Annotated in this window: 16 protein-coding genes; 7 read left to right on the forward strand and 9 right to left on the reverse strand. The window is 46.5% G+C overall.

What is annotated here, in order from left to right:
• Nucleotides 1-68: 68 nt before the first annotated feature.
• The 5 genes from Q369_RS0105520 to Q369_RS0105540 form a co-directional block, all read right to left on the reverse strand.
• Nucleotides 69-518, reverse strand: a complete 450-nt coding sequence (locus tag Q369_RS0105520) for a DUF4920 domain-containing protein (protein WP_031526812.1) — start codon at nucleotides 516-518, stop codon at nucleotides 69-71.
• Between the two features lie 76 nt (nucleotides 519-594).
• Nucleotides 595-4,053: a T9SS type B sorting domain-containing protein gene (locus Q369_RS0105525; RefSeq protein ID WP_031526813.1), complete on the reverse strand. Its 3,459-nt coding sequence runs from the start codon at nucleotides 4,051-4,053 to the stop codon at nucleotides 595-597.
• Nucleotides 4,054-4,071: 18 nt separating this feature from the next.
• On the reverse strand, nucleotides 4,072-4,692 hold the full coding sequence (locus Q369_RS0105530) for an ABC transporter ATP-binding protein (RefSeq protein WP_031526814.1): 621 nt from the start codon (nucleotides 4,690-4,692) through the stop codon (nucleotides 4,072-4,074).
• A gap of 60 nt (nucleotides 4,693-4,752) precedes the next feature.
• The gene (locus Q369_RS0105535; RefSeq protein WP_031526815.1) at nucleotides 4,753-5,958 is read right to left on the reverse strand and encodes a hemolysin family protein; all 1,206 of its coding nucleotides are present in this window, start codon (nucleotides 5,956-5,958) and stop codon (nucleotides 4,753-4,755) included.
• Nucleotides 5,955-6,191, reverse strand: coding sequence for a hypothetical protein (locus Q369_RS0105540; RefSeq protein WP_031526816.1), 237 nt, complete (start codon nucleotides 6,189-6,191; stop codon nucleotides 5,955-5,957). Before Q369_RS0105540 ends, Q369_RS0105535 begins: the two co-directional genes overlap by 4 nt.
• A gap of 230 nt (nucleotides 6,192-6,421) precedes the next feature.
• Here Q369_RS0105540 and fbaA point away from each other — a divergent pair, with 230 nt between their 5' ends.
• Nucleotides 6,422-7,501 (forward strand): class II fructose-bisphosphate aldolase, encoded by a 1,080-nt coding sequence (gene fbaA / locus Q369_RS0105545; protein WP_031526817.1) that lies wholly within the window; start codon nucleotides 6,422-6,424, stop codon nucleotides 7,499-7,501.
• 59 nt (nucleotides 7,502-7,560) lie between these two features.
• Here the strand turns inward: fbaA and Q369_RS0105550 are convergent, their stop codons facing one another.
• Nucleotides 7,561-7,929: a winged helix-turn-helix transcriptional regulator gene (locus Q369_RS0105550; protein ID WP_031526818.1), complete on the reverse strand. Its 369-nt coding sequence runs from the start codon at nucleotides 7,927-7,929 to the stop codon at nucleotides 7,561-7,563.
• A 93-nt stretch (nucleotides 7,930-8,022) separates the two neighbouring features.
• On the opposite strand from Q369_RS0105550, the gene Q369_RS0105555 reads away from it, so the two are divergent.
• The 3 genes from Q369_RS0105555 to Q369_RS0105565 all read left to right on the forward strand — a co-directional run bounded on the left by Q369_RS0105555 (nucleotide 8,023) and on the right by Q369_RS0105565 (nucleotide 12,104).
• A complete protein-coding gene (locus Q369_RS0105555) occupies nucleotides 8,023-8,652 on the forward strand; it encodes an NAD(P)H-dependent oxidoreductase (protein ID WP_031526819.1) in 630 nt (209 codons plus the stop codon).
• Between the two features lie 12 nt (nucleotides 8,653-8,664).
• The gene (locus Q369_RS0105560; protein WP_031526820.1) at nucleotides 8,665-9,369 is read left to right on the forward strand and encodes a DsbA family oxidoreductase; all 705 of its coding nucleotides are present in this window, start codon (nucleotides 8,665-8,667) and stop codon (nucleotides 9,367-9,369) included.
• A gap of 167 nt (nucleotides 9,370-9,536) precedes the next feature.
• Nucleotides 9,537-12,104, forward strand: coding sequence for a DUF5686 and carboxypeptidase regulatory-like domain-containing protein (locus Q369_RS0105565; RefSeq protein ID WP_031526821.1), 2,568 nt, complete (start codon nucleotides 9,537-9,539; stop codon nucleotides 12,102-12,104).
• Here Q369_RS0105565 and Q369_RS0105570 read toward each other — a convergent pair whose 3' ends face one another.
• On the reverse strand, nucleotides 12,105-13,967 hold the full coding sequence (locus Q369_RS0105570) for a M1 family metallopeptidase (RefSeq protein WP_031526822.1): 1,863 nt from the start codon (nucleotides 13,965-13,967) through the stop codon (nucleotides 12,105-12,107).
• Between the two features lie 307 nt (nucleotides 13,968-14,274).
• Here Q369_RS0105570 and Q369_RS28665 point away from each other — a divergent pair, with 307 nt between their 5' ends.
• On the forward strand, nucleotides 14,275-14,439 hold the full coding sequence (locus Q369_RS28665; protein WP_031526823.1) for a DUF1328 family protein: 165 nt from the start codon (nucleotides 14,275-14,277) through the stop codon (nucleotides 14,437-14,439).
• A gap of 57 nt (nucleotides 14,440-14,496) precedes the next feature.
• Here Q369_RS28665 and guaA read toward each other — a convergent pair whose 3' ends face one another.
• Nucleotides 14,497-16,026, reverse strand: coding sequence for a glutamine-hydrolyzing GMP synthase (guaA, locus tag Q369_RS0105580; protein ID WP_031526824.1), 1,530 nt, complete (start codon nucleotides 16,024-16,026; stop codon nucleotides 14,497-14,499).
• 287 nt (nucleotides 16,027-16,313) lie between these two features.
• Here guaA and Q369_RS0105585 point away from each other — a divergent pair, with 287 nt between their 5' ends.
• Nucleotides 16,314-18,767, forward strand: a complete 2,454-nt coding sequence (locus Q369_RS0105585) for a TonB-dependent receptor (RefSeq protein ID WP_031526825.1) — start codon at nucleotides 16,314-16,316, stop codon at nucleotides 18,765-18,767.
• Between the two features lie 115 nt (nucleotides 18,768-18,882).
• Here Q369_RS0105585 and Q369_RS0105590 read toward each other — a convergent pair whose 3' ends face one another.
• Complete coding sequence (locus Q369_RS0105590) at nucleotides 18,883-20,073, reverse strand: phosphoglycerate kinase (RefSeq protein ID WP_031526826.1); 1,191 nt, start codon at nucleotides 20,071-20,073, stop codon at nucleotides 18,883-18,885.
• A 224-nt stretch (nucleotides 20,074-20,297) separates the two neighbouring features.
• Here Q369_RS0105590 and Q369_RS0105595 point away from each other — a divergent pair, with 224 nt between their 5' ends.
• Nucleotides 20,298-22,025, forward strand: coding sequence for a VRR-NUC domain-containing protein (locus Q369_RS0105595; RefSeq protein WP_229206740.1), 1,728 nt, complete (start codon nucleotides 20,298-20,300; stop codon nucleotides 22,023-22,025).

Consider the following 22,025-nt stretch of genomic DNA (forward strand, 5'->3'; position numbering starts at 1 on the left):
AAAGCAAAAATGGGTACTTGTATTGCTACAAAGTACCCATTGTCCATTTTCTCTTATGTATCCGGCAACTATTTCACAAGCACACCGTCGGCAATAAATGTAAGCTCCTCCTTTGGTTCGGTGATTTTGGCAATTTCCTCTTTGCTTTGTCCCGCGTCTTTCGCATAATGCTGTAAATGCTCGACAGGAACCATTTTCTTCTGAGCTTCTCCTTCAAAAACGACTGTTTTGCCCGCGATATCCTTAGGAACAAAGAATGCATAATCCTTGAACATCACCCGCATTGTCTCTCCATTGTCAAGCTTCACTTTCATCCAGCAACCTTTCACCTGACAAACCGATTCTACGGTGCCACTTACCTTAGCTTCCATCTCCGACTTGTCGCCCATTTTAGCCGGAAGCGCGGTTGCTTCTACTGCTTTTTTATCGTTGATCTCTTTTCCAAAAGTGCTCGCAGTTTGTGCGTTTGCTACATAGCTGCTCACCGTGATGCATAGTAGTATGAATAGTTTTTTCATTTTGATAAAAATTAATGGATCAAATAATTACCTGATTTCAAATGTACTGTAAGTTATTCTCAATGTACAAATCCGTTTATTCTATGACTTCCACCCAACCTTTACAATGATTTCCCTGCGGCGTATCGACTACATAAAAGTAAGTTCCATTGGCAATTCCCTTGCCCCAGTCATTCTTATAGTCCGCGGCTTTGAACACTGATTTACCCCACCGATTGAAAACTTCCAGTGAAGCCGGTGACACTGGCACAATGAAAGAATCATTTTTCCCGTCCCCATTCGGAGTAATTACATTGCTTAACGTGAATGGAGGCGAAGCTTTCACCGTTCGGGAAACCGAAAGCGGGCAGCCAGCTGCATTATAGGAGGTTAACACAACCGTATATTCCCCCGGGGTTTCATATTGGTATTCTCCCACATTCTCCTCATTGACTGTATTCCCAAAGCCCAGGTTCCATTCGTAACGCGCTGCGTTCCGGGTTTTGTTGGATAGTGAATAGCTGAAAGGTTCATTACAACCACCGCCTGATGTGATAATCTCAAAATCGGGTGCATGTGCTTTATCAACTTTCACGGTGATTTCACGAACAGGTCTGCAACCGTCGGAATAAATACCTTCCACAATGTAAGTTGTCGTTTCGTCGGGCTTCACGGTAACCGTTTTTCCGATCGTCTCGGGAAGTCCCTTTACAGGTAACCAGCGGTACTGAGTTGCTTCACCGGATACAGTAAGTACCACGCTCGCGCCCTGGCAAGCTTCCGTATCTGCCATTTCAACAAAGTCATTTTTCTTTTCCACGGAAACCTTTACTTTCTCGTTAACCTTACAACCACTTGCATTGCTGATCTCTACATTATACTCGGTAGTTTCTTTAACGATTGCAGTAGGATTTGCAATGGAGGCATTACTCAGCCCGGCAGCTGGCGACCATTTGTACTGCGTGCCGCCCTGCGCAAGTAATTGCACCGAAGAGTTTTCACAAACAGCAGTATCCGCAGTTACTTTCGCATTGAGCGTTTCGACTATAATCGTTTTCTCTGCCACATCCATTCGCTTGCAGCTTAGCCGGTTGTACGCTTTCAGTGTGACTTTGTATTCGCCTGGTTTTGTGAAAACATACTCAGCCTGATCATCCTCCCGCGAAATTGTGCTCCCGCTCACTTCCCAGATATAATCAATGCCGCCCTCACTGGTGTTGATGAAAGACAATGAAAGTGGCGCGCATCCACGCAGTACATTCTTGGAACTGCCGGAATACACATCAAAGTCAGCCTTTAAACGGTCTATATCAATTTTAAATGCGGCATTGTTACAATTGTTGCTGTTGTTCGTTTCAGACCAGGCTTGCGGTGTGACCGGAAAATTGCTGCCGCCACACGCGCAGGTGGCGTGATAGATGGTGCCATTTTTGTCAAATCGACTGGTACCTCCGTCGACGTGGTCACCCTGAGCGTTCGTATTTGTGCTCTGGCTTCCGAAGTAAGTGGCATATAGCAGCGACTTCGCGCCTTGTTCCAGAATGGCAATGTAGAAATTATGTCCATTGGTGCCAGGCTGTATAGCATCTTCTGTAACCGGAAGTCCCACGGTACTGCTCAGTGGATTGTTGTTAGTGCCGCTATTTACATTCCCGCCCCAACCTGCAATGTAAATATTGCCGCATTCACTCACCAGAAATGCAGTTGGCGAAATATCAGGTGCGCCTCTGCCCGAGCCGATCACAGTGGAAAAGTTGCTTTTGGAGAGTGTTGCATCCAGCGAATGGATAAACTGCCCGCTTTTCGCATTGTTATAAAGACCCGCACTAACCGGATATTCTCCCATTGTAAGCCCGTAAACGAAAACATTACCGCCCGGATCTGTATCAAGCAGGTAAGCACCATCTTCTTTGTCGGTACCGAGGTATGTGATGTTTAACAGCTTATCTGCATTGTACCGCGCCACAAAACCATCTTCGGTACCTTTCAGCGCTTTTTGAAAAGAAATGGAGCTGGTTGTAAGCTGCGTACTTTTGGTGAAGCCGGTAACATAAATATCTCCATTCGGGAGCGACTTCAATGCATGCGCCGCATCTTCCTTTTCACCACCCAGGTAAGTACTCCATAAAAGGGTACTGAGTACAGGATCCAATTTTGACACAATTCCATCCTGAGCTCCATTGAGGCGGTTTTGTACTGGATTCTTCAATGGAAAATTGGCTGATCCGGTTGATGTAACAACCAGCACATTGTCACTCTGGTCAACCACGATTTCACCGCGGAATGCGTCACCATAATTTCTGATCGTAAATCCCGCGCTGTTGCTCACACCATCATTGCCACTGCCTCCCAGGTAAGTCGATGCGGCGAGCTGTTTTCCGTCTGAACTGAGTTTGGAAATGAAAATGTCCGTTCCATTCTCCATGTCCAGTCCGGATATCGGGATACTCGGTGTACCGCCGCCAAATGTCCCCTGAAATGCATTACTGCGCGTCGGGAAGTTCTTCGAAGAGGTTGTCCCTAGAATTAACAGTTCCTTTTTTGAATTAACAATCAAACTGTTGGGTACCTCAGTAGCAGCGCCACCCAGGAACGTTGCAAAAACAAGATTGCTTCCATCCGGCGTGAATTTGAGGATGGAAACATCGACCATGCCTTCAAACTTGGTCTGGAATGCGCCAACCGTCGCCGGAAAGTTCGCTCCGAAAGCTGTGCCGCCCGAGTACAGGTTCCCTTCTGCATCATAGGTGGCAGTGTGGCCCCAATTGTCAGAAACAGAACCGGAAAAGGTTGAGAAAATAAGCTCCGGATCTATCGTAAGCGGCGATTTTTTATCAAAACCATTTGGAAGAACAAACTCCGCAGTACTTCCCGAAAGCCGGAATGCAGAAGGCACTTCTACGGCTTTGTTACCGACTGTCTGAAATGAATAAGGCGCTGCTTCCCTGAATTGCCCGACGGAAGTTTTGATCAGAATCTGTTTATCATCATTAAGTGTAACTTGCTGTGCTCCATTATATTTCAGCCTGATCTGGGACGGATCGGCATTGGGTTTTACAACAAACTCATATTTCAATTTCAAACGGTGGAGATATACACGCAGGTCAATGCCCGGATAGATATCTTGATATAAAACCTCTTCAAACCCGCGGACACCACCGGCCCATTTACTTTCATCTTTCCCTAAAAAGTAGCTGAACTGCGTTTTGACCACGCTTTTCGGGGTGTGTTTTACCTGATTGCTTGCATTCTCAAACAAAACTTCGACCCCGTGAGCCGGTATCATAGCAGGATTGAGCGCATTTTCTTTCGTTATAGGAGAATGTACATGCGCTTTACCATGCTGGTTGGCCACTTTGGAAGCATCGTACAACACATACACCATTGATTGGCTTTTCAGAAACAGGAAACCGCCTGGGATCTCTGCCCGAAAGAGGATATCAGGCGCCCATTGACCGCGGTTTTCGATGAAGTACATTCCGCCTGCCAGCGATTTTCCAGCCACAAGGACAAGGATCGATAGCAGTACCAGGATCAGCCGTAGAGTTTTGTGCATAGAAAAAGTGCTCGTGTCCTATTTGAACGCAGAAACCGAGATGATATTTTCGCAAAATTCATATTCCTGTTTCACATTGGAACCTAGTAAAACAAGCTGGTTCTGAGTATATTTGGTAACATGATCGAGGTACCATTGAATGCCCGTCACGTCCAGATTCGTGGTAGGTTCATCCAGGAAAATGATGGGTACGTCGGACAAAAATGCCAGTCCAAGCTTAACGCGCTGTTTCATCCCCGACGAAAAATGCCGGAGCACTTTGCCGCTTGCGTGCGACAGCTGGATGATCTCTTCAAAATCCTGCACGGACAGCCCATTTTTCAGCGGCTTAAACTTAATGTGGAACTGCACAAGCTCCCGCAACGTGAATTCCTCGATCAGTTCCAGGTAAGGTGCAGCGAGTACCAGGTGTTTATACCAAAGGTCGGTTTCAACTGGTTTCCCTGCATTGTCGGTGTAAGTAACAGTACCTTCCGATGCGGGCACCATTCCTGTCAGCAGTTGAAGCAGCGTAGATTTACCACTCCCGTTCGGACCAACGAATGTGTACATCTGTCCATCCGAAAGTTCAAATGTAGCTTTTCGGATGATCCATTCCTTTACAAACTTTTTACCCAGATTCTCAACAGATATCCGCACAATTGAAGTATTCGGCTTTATTTGAAATTATTTTGAAGAAAAATGCGCTGCCGCGCTGAATCAGGCTTTGTCTCCTTTTTTATGTTTCTCCTCTATTGTGAGCTTCACCAGCTCAATGCGGGTATCCTGCATTGAAACGACCTGAAAGGAATATGGAGGGATACTTACGGTTTCATTTACATCGGGCAAGTCGCCGTAGTAGTGGATTACCATTCCGGCCAAAGTATCATAATCGCCCTCCGGAAGCTCCCAACCATACTTCTCATTGAGGTAATCGAGCTCGTGGCGCGCGCTCAGAATGTAGCTGTCGTCGTCCAGCTGTCGCTCAGTCCAATCCTCCGTCGTATCATATTCATCCTGTATTTCCCCAAATATCTGCTCGACTACATCCTCGACGCTGATCAGTCCGGAAGTACCGCCAAACTCGTCCACCACGAGCGCAAGGCTCCTTCTCTCTTCCAGAAAACGGAGCATCAGGTCGCGCGCGGGCATTGCTTCCGGCACGATCATGATCGGCGTAATGATGTTGCTGATCTCCTTTGGTTTTTTAAAAAGCGCCAGCGCGTGGCAGTAGCCCAGCACTTCGTCAACTGATTCTTTATGGACTATTATCTTGGAATGGCCGCTGGTCAGGAATGCAGTCCGGAGATCTTCAATGGTTGCATTCACGTTCACCGCGGAAATTTCCGTCCGCGGTATCATACAGTCCCTGATCCGCAGGTCCTTGAAATCCAATGCATTGATAAACATCCTTTCTTCAATGCTGTGATCGTCAAAATCAGGATCATCGGCTGAAACGATATCGTCGCGCAGGGACGCATTCAGGATATTTTCTTTTACAAATGGCTCAACAAGCCAGTATAACGGCGTCATCAGCCACTCACCGAAGCGAACCGGAAACGCAGAAAGGTCAAGCACCTTGGGAAAGCTTCTGCCTACTTTGACCCAGGTAGTATAGCAAAGCATCCAGACAGAGACCAGCGCTGCAAAGAGCCCGGCAACAAGCAAGACTTCCTGCCAGCCCGCGTGCAATACGAGGTATGGATAAATGGTAATTACGGCTGCAAAACACCCCAGCGCAACCGTCAACAGGCGGATCATACGCAATATCCGCCGCCAGTAAAGTGTCTGTATTACCTGTTCGGTTTTTTCGTGACGAAAAGAATAACGGTCAATGGAGATATCGAGCAACACCGACCTTACGGCACCGAAGTAACCTGCCAGGATGAAAGAGATAACCGTAAATGCCAGTGCAACTGTGTTCATTTTTTTGCGGTTGTACGCGGTTTAGCCTTGGGGGCGGGAGTTTCAATTTTTTCCGGCTTGCTGGCAGCAGCAGCCTTCAATCTGCTGAACTGAAAAACAAGGAAACAGATAATGCTCAGGAGTAAAAGCCAGTAGCTATCAAATAATCCTGCCCGGCGAAATTCCAATACCCACACGACCAAAAACCCGAGCGCGAGTGCCAAAAGTATGGTTCTGGAAAGTTTTGAATTCATTTAGAAAAGAAGAAATTAGGGATCAGGCAACTGCTACCATCACCAGATTCAAAGATACACAGATTGTGCCAAAACGGTTGTAAGTTGATAAATGTTCGTTTTAAGGCAGAATAAACCTCTTGATTCTCCTCCATTTTCTCTAAAATGGCTAACTTGCAAGCCTTGCCACCCAGTTCATTTTTAATATCTGGATAGCCTAATCATTTCTTGAAAAAATATCAAAAGTTACTATGAGCGAAACCACAAAACGCTTTGCACCCGGTGTAGTTACCGGAGACGGAGTTAGCGCAATCTTCCGTCATGCCAATGAAAACAATTACGCCCTGCCTGCAGTTAACGTAGTAGGTACCAACTCGGTGAATGCTGTTTTAGAAACTGCGAAGTCAGTAAACAGCCCGGTAATTGTTCAGTTTTCAAACGGTGGTGCAATATTCTACGCAGGAAAGAGCCTTTCCAATACCAACCAGCAGGCTGCAATCGCCGGCGGTGTTTCAGGTGCGATGCACGTTCACCAGATGGCCGAGCTATACGGCGTTCCTGTGATCCTGCACACCGATCACTGCGCGAAGAAATTGCTTCCCTGGATTGACGGATTGCTGGATGCCGGCGAACGTTATTTCGACCAGTACGGAAAGCCACTTTACAGCTCCCACATGCTGGATTTGTCGGAAGAATCGCTTGAAGAGAACATCGAAACATGCGCGAAATATTTCGAGCGTATGGCGAAAATAGGCATGACACTTGAAATCGAGCTTGGTGTAACCGGTGGCGAGGAAGATGGTGTGGATAACAGCGATGTGGACAGCTCTAAACTGTACACGCAGCCTGAGGAAGTTGCTTTCGCTTACGAAGAGCTTTCTAAAATTTCACCAAACTTCACGATTGCAGCTGCATTCGGAAACGTTCACGGTGTTTACAAGCCAGGTAATGTGAAGTTGGAGCCGAAAATCCTTCGCAATTCACAAAACTACATTCAGGAGAAATTCGGTACAGCCGAGCTGCCGGTTAACTTCGTATTCCACGGAGGATCAGGCTCGTCACGCGAAGAAATCCGCGAAGCGATCGAGTACGGCGCGATCAAAATGAATATCGATACCGATATGCAATGGTCAACCTGGGAAGGTGTTTTGAAATATTACAAAGAAAACGAAGGTTTCCTGCAAACACAATTGGGTAACCCGAATGGTCCTGATTCTCCAAACAAAAAATACTACGATCCACGCGTGTGGCTTCGCAAAGGAGAAGAAAGCATGATCGCCCGCCTTAAAGTTGCATTCGAAGATTTGAACTGCATTAATCAGCTGGGATAACAGCAAATTAAAGTTTAGCTTAAAAAAGAGCAGGTCTGACGATCTGCTCTTTTTTCGTATCAGGCTTCCACCATCATCCTTTCCCTGTGCCTAGCTCCCCAGTCGCGCAGGACTTCTATTACTACTTTAAGTGAATGCCCATACTCAGTCAGGGAATATTCGACTGTAACCGGGATGGTGGCGAATACTGTCCTTTTTACAAGTTCGTGCGATTCAAGATCGCGCAGCTCCTTGGAAAGCATCTTATCAGTAATACCCGGAATTTCCTTGGCGATCTGCGAGAAGCGTTTGTTCCCGTACATCAGCGAAATGATGATCGGCAGCTTCCATTTTCCATTCAAAACTTCCAGCGCATCTCTCACCGGCAGAATGCATTTAGAGCATTCTTCTTTTCTCGTCAGCTGTGCGGCAATCAGTTCCTGCTCCATAAGAAATCAATTTAACTATCCTTTTGTATAGTACTTACAAATGTATAGTTTATAGCTATAAGTTTGCAAAAGAATTTTATAAAGCCAAGAACAATGAGCGAACTCATAGAAAAATTGAACTGGCGCTATGCCGCCAAACGCATGACCGGCGAGACAATCCCCGCCGAAAAGCTGAACAACATCCTGGAATCCATCAAGCTCGCTCCTTCTTCTGCGGGGTTACAGCCTTATAATGTGATCGTTATTCAGGATCAGGTGACAAAAGAAAAGATACACATTGCCGCTCCCCAGCCTCAGGTACTGGAAGCCTCGCATATTCTGGTTTTTGCGGCCTGGGAAAAAATCAACGCGCAGGATATTGCCAAGTACATCCAACTTATCGCGGACACCCGTGGAATTAGCACGGAGTCGCTTGCAGGTTTTCAGAATAGCATCAATGGCGGCATTCTGTCGAGAACAGAAGAAGCTAACTTTCAATGGGCGGCCCGCCAGGCTTATATCGGACTGGGACACGCGCTCGTGGCTGCGGCAGTGGAACAGGTAGATGCGACACCAATGGAAGGTTTTGATGCAAAAGCAATGGATGATATTCTCGGCCTGAATGAAAAAGGGCTCCGCAGTGTTGTAATTGTAACTCTTGGCTACCGGGATGGCGAAAAAGATCCGTTGTCCAGGGCCAAGAAGGTCAGAAGACCGCATGATGATTTCTTTATAACTGTTTAGAAAGTACTTGCTATGAAAGTCGAAATATGGAGTGACGTGATGTGCCCGTTCTGCTATATCGGGAAAAGAAAGTTTGAAAACGCATTGGCTGAGTTCCCGGACCGCGACAAGATCGTGGTAGAATGGAAAAGTTTTCAGCTGAACCCGCAAATGAAGACGGAGCCTGGAAAAAGCATCAACGAATATTTGGCCGAAACAAAAGGCTGGACTCCCGAGTATGCAAGCCAGGTCAACGATCACGTCACCAATATGGCGGCAGAAGTAGGACTCGAATACAACATGGACAAAGCTGTGCTCGCGAATTCGTTCGACGCGCACCGCTTTTTACAGTTTGCCAAAACAAAAGGGCTTGGTGATGCGGCAGAAGAGCAGCTGTTCAAAGCCTATTTTACGGATGGGAAAAACACGGCCGATCACGATACACTTGTGGAACTGGGTACCGCAATCGGGCTGGACAGTACTGAGTTGAGAGCTGTACTCGAAGGTACCCGTTTCAGCGAAGATGTGCGGCGTGATGTATATGAAGCACAACAAGTCGGCGCACGCGGTGTTCCGTTCTTTGTCCTCGACCGCAAGTACGCTGTTTCGGGAGCTCAGCCTTCTGAGACCTTCCTGGGTGCATTAAAGCAGTCGTTTACAGAATGGCAAAAAGCCAATCCGCAGCCGCTGGTGGCATTTGGTGACGGGGCTACCTGCTCTACTGACGGCGAATGCTGATCGTGTAAGTCAGTTTCAAGCTGAGCAAGACCGAAAAGAAAAACCTCTGGTACAGTTATGTTGTAAAGGTCTGAAACGCGCCTGTTATTAACCGATTTTGTGCTAATTGCACAATGTTGACAATAACAGGTACAAATCCGTTTCTATCAGGACTTTTCAGCACACTTATGCGCCTAGCATTGCTATGTTTTCTTTTTGCTGCTTGCTGCGGCTCCCTTTTCGCGGGCGGTATCCGTGGAAAGATCAGCACGAAATCAGGCGAGCCACTGCCCTACGCGGGCATCGCAGTCAAGGGAAGCAGCAATGGAACGATGGCCAATGCGGAAGGGGATTATGAATTCGCATTGCCCGCCGGGACTTATCAGATCAACTTCCAATTCCTGGGTTTCAAATCTCTTACCAAAACAGTAACGGTCGCCGAAGATTTCGTTGAACTGAATATTACCCTGGAAGAACAGGCCCTCAACTTGAATGAGGCCACGGTTGGAAAAACCAAAGAAGACCCTGCGTACAGCATTATGCGCCGCGCCATCGCAAAAGCGCGTTTTCACCAGCTACAGGTACGTGGTTATTCTGCCAAAGTTTATGCAAGAAGTACCGCCTTGCCCACCAAAATCCCATATCTGCTCGAAAAGAGATTAAAAAAAGAAGGTATCCAGAAAGGCAAGGCTTTTATCAATGAGAGTGTTGCGGAAATAAAATACCGCCGACCTAACAGTTATATTCAGCGCATTGTTTCTACGCGAAATAGCCTTGACAACAGCATTCCCTCGCCTAACGATTACATTCTCGCGAGTTTATATAGTCCTGAAATAGCAGGTACCATTTCGCCGCTCTCGCCAAAAGCGTTTTCATATTATAAGTTTGAATACGAAGGATACTTCGAGGAGCAGGGACAGATCGTGAACAAGATCAAAGTAGTTCCGAAAGCTTACGGAGAAGGTGTTTTCAGAGGCAGCCTTTTTATCCTGGAAGATCGCTGGGCCATTCACAGCTACGATCTGCAGACTACAACCAGTGGTCTTGACATCTCCGCAAAGCAGCTTTTCAGTCCCATTCAGAATGTATGGATCCCGGTTAACCAGCAATTTCGATTGACAGGAAGTTACCTCGGCTTCGCGGGCGAGTTTAAGTACCTGGTTTCGTTGACTTACCAGAAGCTCGATGTTGACCCTGGCTTGAAAGAGGATATCGTCATCAACGATCATAAGAATTCGCCTGAAAAGGAAGCCGCCGGGAGCAAGAAAAATCTGGATAATCTGATCAAAGAGCAAAAAGAGTTTTCAACCAAAAACTTCCGAAAGCTTACAAAACAATACGAAAAAGAACAGAAGAAAGAAAAGAAAGCGGCATTCAGCGACGGGCGGTTGGTACGCTCAGATTCCATTGTAATTGACTCAATGGCCAACAAGCGCGACACTACTTACTGGCAGGCACTGCGGCCCATTCCGCTGACCAGATCGGAAATTTCAAGTTACCAGATGCAGGACAGCATCAAGGTAGTTAAAGATTCGTCCGGCGTCAGAAAGCGACCCGATTCTCTTTACTTCAAACCAATGCATATTCTGACAGGCAATACCTATGCATTGGGGAACCGCAGTACATTCTATTTCAAAAGTCCGATCTGGGCGATCAGCTACAATACGGTAGAAGGAAATTCAGTGAACCTGATCACGGAATGGACGAAACGATGGGGTAAATCTTCTTACCTGAGCGTGCGGCCGCTGGTCAGGTATTCTTTCGGGAGAAAGCGGGTTTATGGAAACCTGGAAACCAACGTCGGCAATAATAAATGGAACCTGTTTCTGACAGGCGGAGAAATGGCTTCGCAGATCAACAACGAAAATCCCATCCCACCGCTGCCCAACAGCATGGCAGCCCGCTTCTTTGACCGGAACTTCATGAAGCTTTACCAGAAGCAGTTTGGCAAAGTTGAATTTTCATTGAAGAATGTCGCCGATATTTTCACGCTGAATGCAGGCGTGGAATTCGAGCACCGGAAAGAGCTCTTCAACCAGGAAAGTGCCCGGCCGATTTTCTTTTGGAGCGAATACAGCTACACAGCAAACCGCCCCGAGAACAAAGAACTGGCAAATACCGGCTTCCCGATCCACAATGCAACTATCCTGGACCTGACGGCCACAATCCGTCCCTGGCGAAGATACCTGATCCGGAATGGAGAAAAGCGGTACCTGAGAAGTAAAGGTCCTTCTTTCATTGTCAATTATAAAAGCGGGCTCGCGTTTGCAGGAGACGTGGACTATTCTCTTTTGCAGGGAACAATCCGACAGAACCTCAGCCTCGGCCCAAGAAGCAACCTGGAATACTTTGTGAATGGAGGGGGATTTTTGAGCAAGAACCAAATGTACTTTCCCGATTTCCGCCACTTCATGGGCAATGAATTTTTCTTTCAATACGCCTACCCCCCTGATCAGTTCCGGATGCTGCCTTACTATCAATACAGTACTGCAAGCCGGTTTTTCCAGGCGCATGCTACATTCAGTACACAACGGTTCGTAATCACCCGTATAGAAGCGTTGCGGACCACCGGCATCTCAGAAACTTTGCAATTGCATTATCTGAGTGTACCGACGATCCGCAACTATTCCGAAATCGTGTATGGAATTGATGATATCCTGCGGGTGCTGCGACTGGAAGCTGTTGCCCAATTCCACGGCACTCGCTTTCAGGGAATGGGATGGCGTTTCGGAACTTCCATCCGCATTGGCCGCTGATTATTTACCAGCAGGAGCCTTAAACCGCGGCGTTTCTTTTGGTAACGAAGGATAAATGTTGTTGTCCGGGTTAATATCCGCCATTCTCATGCTGGGATCTATAACAACCAGCGAAATGTCGTTGAAGTTACGGTTAATGGAGAAACTGTATTCAGGATAAGTCCAGCCCCAGTCCGGCATCAGGGTTGTTTTGGAATATAACTTTTCATCCTTTTCACCGCGCATGATCTCCAATGGAATGTAGAAATTCTCCTGTGTTCCGTCTTTATAACTTACCACCACATCAAGCGGCATGGGCATCTGTCCGATGCGTTCGATCACAATGTCGGTTTTCCCTGCATTGGACACTACTTCCTTAATCCCGTAATCAATGGTTTTAGTAGTTCCCACGAAATCTTCCAGGTACCAGTCCAGTTCCAGACCGGATTCTTTTTCCATAATCCTTTTCAGATCTGTCGGGTTCGGGTGCTTGAATTTCCATTCATTGAAATACCGCTTCATTCCGCTCGCCAGCTTGTCTTTTCCTATAATATAACCCAGCTGGTTCAGGAACACGGAACCCTTTGAATAAGCACCAATGGAATAAGCGCGGTTGGTATTGTAATGGTCGGAATGCGTAGTCAGCGGCTCTTCCAATCCGGATTTCGCCAGACTTCTGTAACTCGCAGTACTGCCGCGATGCGGGTCGTTTCTGGAAGGAAAGAGTTCAGCCATCACCAGGTTTTCGGCATAAGTTGTAAAACCTTCGTCCATCCAGGCGTATTTCGACTCGTTGGTTCCTAATATCATTTGAAACCAGCTGTGTATTGATTCGTGCACGGTTACACCCACGAGTCCCGGAAGTTTCTGCCTTCCCAGGATCAACGTTCCCATCGGATACTCCATTCCGCCGTCACCTCCCTGGATTACGGAGTACTGTTTGTAAGGATACCTGCCGAATTTCTCGTTCATAATCCGGAAACAGCGTACTGCCAGCGGCTGCATATCTTTCCAGGCTTTGGTAATGGAATCTGTTTCCGGCTGATAGAAGAAATGCATATCGAGGTCGCCGTCTACCTTTACTACGTCGTGCCTGTAATTCCGGTCAGCTGCCCACATGAAATCGTGTACTTCGGGCGCAATGAAATGCCAGGTCAGCTTTTCACCTGGCTTGTGGGTTACTTCTTTTTGTGAGTACCCGTGACCGATTTTGTCAGGATTTTGCAGGTAACCCGTTGCAGCGATCGTATAAGCTGCATCCATTTTGATTTTTACGTCAAAATCGCCCCAGATACCGTAAAACTCGCGTGCTATATAAGGATTGGAATGCCAGCCTTCGTAATCGTACTCACTCATTTTAGGATACCATTGAGCCATGGAATAGTCGATGCCCTCGCGATTGTCGCGCCCAGTTCTCCTGATTTGAATCGGGACTTGCGCCTCAAACTCCATATCAAAAGTGTGCTGTGATTTCGGCAGGATCTTCTCCGTCAATGTAACTTCGAGGATTGTCCCGACCACTTCATACTTCACCGCTTTTCCATTGTGCTTCAATGATAGCACTTTTTCATAGCCGATCTCAGAAGGCGATAGTTTGGAAATGCGGTCTTTCACGCGCGCGTCCGGATCACTGATTGTCCTCGACCGGACATCCATCTGACTTCCGGGCTGGAATGCATTCAGGTACAAATGATAAAAAACCTTATGAAGGGTATCCGGTGAATTGTTGCTGTAAACCAGTTTCTGGGTCCCCTTATATTGATGTTTGGTGGCGTCAAAGTCGATTTCCATCTGATACTTTGCGCGTTGCTGCCAGCGGTCGCTTTGTGCTGATACTTTTGTGATCATCGGGATGACAAGCAGCAGCAATACTTTCAATTTCATTATTCAGATTTAATTAGCAGGTTGTGAATTACTTACTTTTTGCAATAACGTTTTTATTCGACTTTCATTTCTCGCAACAGATCCTGTTACGTGGCAATGCAGCTAGTTTTCAAGCACTCTGAAACTGTATAAAAAACGAACTATGCTCCTTATTCTGGGCATCATTCTCTACAACAGAAAGTGATAAATGCAGCTCAGAACGCTTGATTCGGTGTTTTGAAGCGTTTTTTTCCGGTTCAATGGTTTTTGGCACATAATTGGTAATTAACAATGCATAGATATTAGAAAACTAAACACTTTGTCAATTATGCTTAAATGGACCGTAATATTTCTGATTGTAGCTATTATAGCCGGTGTACTAGGATTCGGTGGAATAGCAGCAGGTGCAGCTGGAATCGCTAAGATTCTCTTCTTCGTATTCCTTGTACTGTTTGTATTGAGCTTGCTAAGCCGTGGCGTCGGGCGATCCTGAGCCATTCGAAAATAACAAATGAAAAAAGCGGTCTCAGGCCGCTTTTTTCATTTTAGCTTATTCCCATTCGATAGTTGCCGGCGGCTTGGATGAGATATCATACACCACGCGGTTTACACCTTTTACGCGGTTGATTATATCATTTGATACCTCTGCCAAAAACTCGTAAGGCAAATGCGCCCAATCGGCTGTCATTCCGTCCACGGAGGTAACTGCGCGTAGCGCGACCACACTCTCGTAAGTACGCTCATCGCCCATTACACCCACACTCTGAACCGGTAAAAGCATTGCGCCCGCCTGCCAAACTTCCTTATATAAATTCCATTTTCTCAGTCCGCCGATAAAAATCGCATCAACTTCCTGTAGTATCGCCACTTTCTCAGGGGTGATTTCTCCAAGAATGCGGATCGCAAGTCCCGGACCAGGGAATGGGTGACGGCTTAATATCTTATCATCAATACCCAAAGTGCGGCCCACTGCTCTTACTTCATCTTTAAACAAAGTATTCAGCGGCTCTACCACTTTCAGCTTCATGAAATCCGGCAGCCCGCCGACGTTATGGTGGGATTTGATTGTTGCCGAAGGTCCCTTAATGGAAACCGATTCGATCACATCCGGGTAAATAGTACCCTGCCCCAGCCATTTCACTTCTTCGATCAGATGTGCTTCCTGGTCGAAAATATCAATGAATGCTTTTCCGATCGCTTTCCGCTTTGCCTCTGGCTCACTTAGTCCGGATAACAGCTGATAAAAGTGCGATTTTGAATCCACACCTTTGATATTCAAGCCCATATCCTGATAAGAATGAAGTACTTCCGCAAATTCGTCTTTCCTTAAAAGTCCGTTATCCACGAAAATACAATACAGGTTTGTTCCAATTGCCTGGTGAACCAATGTCGCCGCAACCGTACTATCCACGCCGCCCGAAAGCGCCATTACCACCTTATCATTACCCAGTTTCTTGCGAAGCTGTGCTACAGTATGCTCTACGAAAGACTCGGAAGTCCAATCCTGTTTGCAACCACATATATGGGTTACAAAGTTGTGCATCAGCTTTTTGCCTTCGGTTGTATGCGTTACTTCGGGGTGAAACTGAATACCGTAAGTCAGCTCATCTTCGACCTTGAATGCAGCCACTTTCACCGATTCGGTAGAAGCAATCACATGAAAATTCTCGGGAGCACGTACGATCGTATCACCGTGTGACATCCAAACCTGTGAAGATTCGGACAAACCGGTCAGCAAAGAAGAATCATTATCATCTATTTCCAGCCTGGCGCGACCATATTCGCGGTGCTGCGAAGGCTTCACGTCGCCGCCCAGTTCCTGAGCCAGCAATTGAGCTCCGTAGCAAACACCCAGAACAGGCACTACTTTACGGAATTTGTCAAGATCTATTCTTGGAGAATCAGCGTCCCTAACGGAGCAAGGGCTTCCTGAGAGAATGACACCTTTGATATTTGGAGTTAGATCGGGGTAATTGTTGAATGGGTGGATTTCACAATAAACATTTAGCTCACGAACACGTCGCGCGATTAACTGAGTATACTGTGAACCAAAATCTAAGATCAGAATTTGTTCAGTCATATATATATGCTATCTAAAATGTAAAGGTAGGCAGATTGACCGAAATCAAAAAACCAATCCTTCATGCTGTCACTCCCGGTGCTATTTTACCATTCAAACTTTTTTTCTCCCGTAGTGCAACATTCTTTATTCCATTTGTATCTATGAAGCGATGACAATGCACACACATCCGCTTATATAACATAAAAACCACTTGTGTAATCTAAGGTTCTATGTTATACCAAGTACTTACATTTGCAATGTACTCGGCGAGTCGCCCGTGATACATTGACCTTAATTTATTAGCCATGAAATTCTTATTAAACCTAACTGTAGCATTGCTACTGATCGGAAATGCTGCGTTCGCCCAAACCTCGGCAGGTGTGCCGGGCAGCGGCAAAGTTTCCGGATCCGTTCTCGACGAAAAATCCCAGGCATTTCCATTTGTGAATGTACTGCTGCTCCAAGCCAAAGATTCAACACTCGTAAAGGGACTTGCAGCGGACGAAAATGGCAAGTTTCAATTTGACCAGGTCTCAAACGGTACTTACGTAACTCTGGTTTCAATGGTTGGTTACCAAAAAAATTACAGCGCGACATTTACCGTCGACAATAATGTAGTCGCACTTCCTCCATTCAATCTTAAAACAGACGTAAAGGCGTTGAATGAGGTGACGGTTGTTGCCAAAAAACCTTTCATCGAACAGGAGATCGACCGCACGGTTGTGAATGTGGAAAACAGCATTGTTTCAGCTGGCGCCACTGCACTGGAAGTACTCGAAAGAGCGCCCGGCGTAACAGTTGACCAGCAAAACGACCAGCTCAAACTAAGAGGCAAGGAAGGTGTAATTGTCCAGATTGATGGGAAACAGACCTTTTTATCACAACAGGAACTGATTACCCTGCTCCGCAATACGCCCAGCGATAACATTGAAAAGATCGAGCTGATCACCAACCCATCTGCCAAATACGACGCAGCCGGTAACTCTGGGATCATCAACATCAAGATGAAGCGCAACAAAAACTACGGTACCAACGGAAACATCAACCTGGGTGGTGCGTGGGCGAAATACGGCAGAGGTAATGCTACTGCCACTATTAATCACAGAGCGGGTAAAATGAGCTCCTTCATCAGCGGCGGCGCGTTTGTCAACAAAGGGTTTAACAATAACGACATTTACCGCACGATTCCGTTTGAAGATAAAGTGACCATTTTTGATCAGCGTACAGAGCGGATTAATAAATCTGAATACTACAATGTACGCGCAGGTGTTGATTATTTCGCAACTGAAAAAAGCACGTTTGGTGTGTTGGTTTCCGGTTTTTACAGCGAGTTCAGCAACCCTTTCGGACAAACCAATACGCGCATTCTCAATGAAGACCTGACCTTGCAGCGTACTTTCCGTACCGATGTATTCAATGGAGGCACCCAGAACAATATCAGTACCAACCTCAACTTCAAGCACCAGTTTAACGACAAAGGAAAAGAACTGACTTTCGATGTCGATTACGTGAGATATGGCGGCAAAAAAAGCAGCAACCTCGACACGAAATACTACTTGCCTGACGGCCAGCAAACGGGAGCTCCGGAGACAGTGCGGAATAATATGCCGTCAGATATTAACATCGGTGTCGCAAAACTGGATTACGCCCAGCCACTCTGGAAAGGAAAGTTTGAAACGGGCTTGAAATCCAGCTACGTTGCTTCGGATAACGACATGGTTTTTGAAACCAAAGCAGATGAATGGGTGCTAGACCCTACCCGCTCGAACCGGTTTAAGTACACAGAGAATGTCAATGCGGCTTACCTGAATTACAGCGGCAGCCTGACCAAAAAGATGAAATACCAGCTTGGTATCCGTGGCGAGCATACGCATTCAATCGGCAACTCGGTGACATTGAACCAAAAACGTGACCGGAATTACATTAACTTCTTCCCCAGCGTGTTTTTATCCAATCAGCTCGATACGAATAACGTGCTGAACCTTTCTTACAGCCGCCGCATTGACCGCCCAAATTACCAGTCACTGAACCCATTTGAATTCTATCTTGACCCGTATACTTTCCAGCGCGGAAATCCCAACCTGAAACCACAGTATACCAACTCATTTCAGCTGGTGCACGTTTACAAGAGCTTCCTGAACACCACGCTTGCTTACAGCCGGATCAAAGATATGATCGCCGACGAGCTGCCTCAGCAGATCGCTTCCGAAAACAAGACTTTTGTAACATCCGATAACCTGGACAATCAGGATAATCTCAGCCTGACAGTCTCATTCCCGATCAAAGTCGCTAAATGGTGGAATATACAGACCAATTTCACGGGGGTATACAATCACTATAATTCAGTATACCTGGGAGAGATACTTGAAATTAAGCAGGCAAGCTGGAACATGTATGCAGCTAACCAGTTCACTATTTCTAAAACATGGTCCGGTGAGATTTCAGGTTGGTACAATAGCCGCGCATTCTACGGTTTGTATCAAGCCAAGCCGATGGGAATGCTGAATGCAGGTTTACAGAAAAACATCTGGAACAAAAAAGGATCAATCCGCCTGAATGTCAACGACATTTTCTGGACCAACCGGTTCCGCGGAAGAGCAGTGTACAAGGATATTGATTTCCATGTGAAATCACAATGGCCGAGCCGCCAGTTCAGGCTCACATTCACCTACAATTTTGGTAATCAAAATGTAAAAGGTGCACGCCAGCGCAATACAGGTTCTGATGATCTGCAAAAGCGCGCAAATGGCGGAAGTTAGAGGAATCCCGGTCGCATGACCAGTATTCATAAATTAGTTAGGTTTGTTATGCAGAAAATCCATCCCGCAGCTTGCGAGATGGATTTCTTTTTTAACTAATCTATGTCGCGGAAGACTATGCTTCCAAAGCTGCCACGCCGGGAAGTACTTTACCTTCCATATATTCAAGCAAAGCACCGCCGCCCGTTGAAACGTAGCTCACACGGTCGCCGTAACCTGCATTGTTGATAGCAGAAGCAGAGTCGCCGCCGCCAATCAGTGAGAATGCGTCGTTTTCCTCAGTCACCGCTACTACTGCCTCCGCAATTGCATTGGTACCTGTTGCGAAATTCGGGAATTCAAAAACACCCATTGGTCCGTTCCAAAGTACGGTTTTGGAGTTCTTGATAATCTCTGCGAAGATTTTAGCAGTTTCAGGGCCGATGTCCAATCCTTCCCAATCATCAGGAATTTCGCCGGCTGGTACTACTTTACGATCTGCATCGTTGGCGAATTTGTCTGCAATAACGGTATCCACAGGAAGGATCAGGTTAACACCTTTGTCCTTTGCTTTCTGAACCAGTTCCAATGTAAGATCCTGCTTATCTGCTTCCAGAAGCGACTTACCAATCTTTCCGCCCTGCGCTTTTGAGAATGTATATGACATTCCGCCGCCGATGATCAGGTTATCCACTTTGTCGATCAGACGCTCGATAATGAGGATTTTGTCTGAAATTTTCGCGCCGCCCATGATTGCGGTAAATGGTCTTTCTGAATGTTCAAGCAATCTTTCTGCATTGTCCAGCTCAGCCTGCATCACATAACCGCACACTTTATCCGTAAAAAACTTACCGATAACGGCCGTAGAAGCATGCGCCCGGTGCGCAGTTCCGAATGCGTCCATTACCCAAACATCACCCAGTTTCGACAGCTTTTCAGCAAACTCTTCGTTTCCTTTTTCTTCTTCTTTGTAAAAACGAAGGTTTTCCAGCAAAAGCACTTCTCCCGGTTGCAATGCAGCAGCCATTTCGGTTGCGCTTTCACCGATACAATCGTCGGCAAACTTCACTGTTTTGCCAAGTATCAGTGACAGCGGGTTCACCAGATGTTTAAGAGAATACTTTTCCGTTGGTCCGTCTTTCGGGCGGCCCAGGTGCGACATCAAAATAACGGCACCTCCGTCGTTGAGAATCTTACTGATTGTAGGAATTGTTGCACGGATACGGGTATCGTCCGTGATTTCAAATTTGTCATTGAGCGGGACGTTAAAATCCACGCGGACCAAGGCTTTTTTGCCTGAGAAATCATAAGAATCTAATGTTGTCATGGGCAGGTAAAATTGTTTTCCATAGGTAACAAATGTAATCCAATTTCTTTATAATATACTATATAAGTCAGAATTCACAGGTTTTGAAATAGGTATAATGCAATTTTACCTCTCAATTTTTCTAAAAACTATATACTTAACAAAATTTTAATATCCTCTCATCTTTTAAAATCTTGCTGTAACTTTATACTTCTATTGAATCAGAAAATCCAGCTAAGAAAGACGTGCCTTCGGATCAAATTGTGGAGAATGCTGGGATTGCAGCCGAGTTACCGACCGGGTTCCCCATTGACCTTCCACCCAAATACTACCATGATTATTTCAGCTACGTGCTGGAATTTGTCAGAAAGCGCTACGCGCATTTACTGAATGAAAAAGAGCTCGGCTTCCTTGAAACCTATGACAGGCTTTCGGAGGATGCACAATGCCTTTTTATTCGGTTCAGCAACCGCAGCAAATCATTTTTCAGGGTCAACAGTCTCTCCTACTCCGAGATCACAGATTTACCGGCTGTACTGGAAGAGCTGCACGACAACGGCTTCATCGAATCGATCTGCGATGCGCATGAACCTCGGTTCGGCGAAATCATGGAGCTGTTTACCAAACCTGAACATTTGCATTTCACCAGGCTGCTCGAACCCGATGTAATGCCCGCCAAAAGCATTAAAAAGCCCGATCTTGTCCGCTGGCTGATGCATGATTACGATTTCAAAACCCTGTGCGAGATTATTACAACTACCGAGCCGGTTGTAAAAGTGACCTACGAGGCGGAAGTGATGCTGATGAAGTTCCTCTTCTTTGGGAACCGGCACGCAGATATGACCGAATTCGTAATCCGCGACCTGGGTCACGTGCGATTCCAATCTTTTGACGAGCAGTTTCTGTCCATTCAGTTTGAAACGAGGAAGGAAGTTGACGATACTTTGACGGTATCGCTGATGAAAGAAACCTTTGACGTGATCAAGAATGCACTGCCGCCAGAGGAGGTTTACGACTGGTTTATGAACTGGTACGCAGGCAACGGACCCGGACTTGCGTCCAAAGCATTGCCTTCGTTCAACCTGCTGATATTAAGGATCGGAGCCTGGCTGGAACGTAAGAAAATGCTTTCGCAGGCACTCGTGATTTACCAGCTGACCAACGATGCACCCGCGCGCGAGCGGCGCGTGCGGCTCCTGTACAACCTGGGCGAAATCGAAGAAGCACTCGCATTGTGTGAGGAAATTGCCGAAAACCCGCAGAATGCGGATGAACGCTATTTCAGTCTGGATTTTCAGGAAAGAATTAAAAACAAAAAGCGCAAGCTCGTCAAGCGGACTACCCAGGCGCTCAAAGATGCGGCGGCTATTGAAGTTCCGATCACATTCCGTTTCCAGGTAGAATATGGGGCGATCGAATACTACCGGGCGCAGGGTTACAATGCGTTTTTCAGCGAAAACGAACCTTGGCGCGCCTTGTTCGGACTGCTTTTCTGGGATATTATCTATGATACCAACGTGCAGACAATCCATAATCCCCTGCAACGCATTCCGTCTGACTTCTTTTTACCTGATTTCTATTTTAAAAGATCGGCGCAGTTGAAGGAGAGACTGGAAGCTGCAAGTTCGCGCGAGATTATCGACGAACTTGTCAGCCAGACTTTCAAAGATAAATTCGGGATCACCAACGTGCTGGTACCCTGGTACGAAGGCGCGCTTGAAAAGGTACTTACGCTCACATCTTTGCTCTCTCCCGAAAAAATCCGGGCGGTGATGCTGGAAATTGCATTGAACCTGCGCGAAAATACCCGCGGCTTTCCGGATTTGCTGGTCTGGAATGAAAACGAGTATGCTTTTATTGAAATCAAATCCCCTACCGATCACCTTTCTTCGCGCCAGCTGCATTGGCAGCATTTCTTTGCCGAGCACGAGGTTTCCAGCCGCATTGTGCGCGTGAACTGGCTGCGGGACTGA

It is taken from the genome of Dyadobacter crusticola DSM 16708, from assembly GCF_000701505.1.
Taxonomy (GTDB): domain Bacteria; phylum Bacteroidota; class Bacteroidia; order Cytophagales; family Spirosomataceae; genus Dyadobacter; species Dyadobacter crusticola.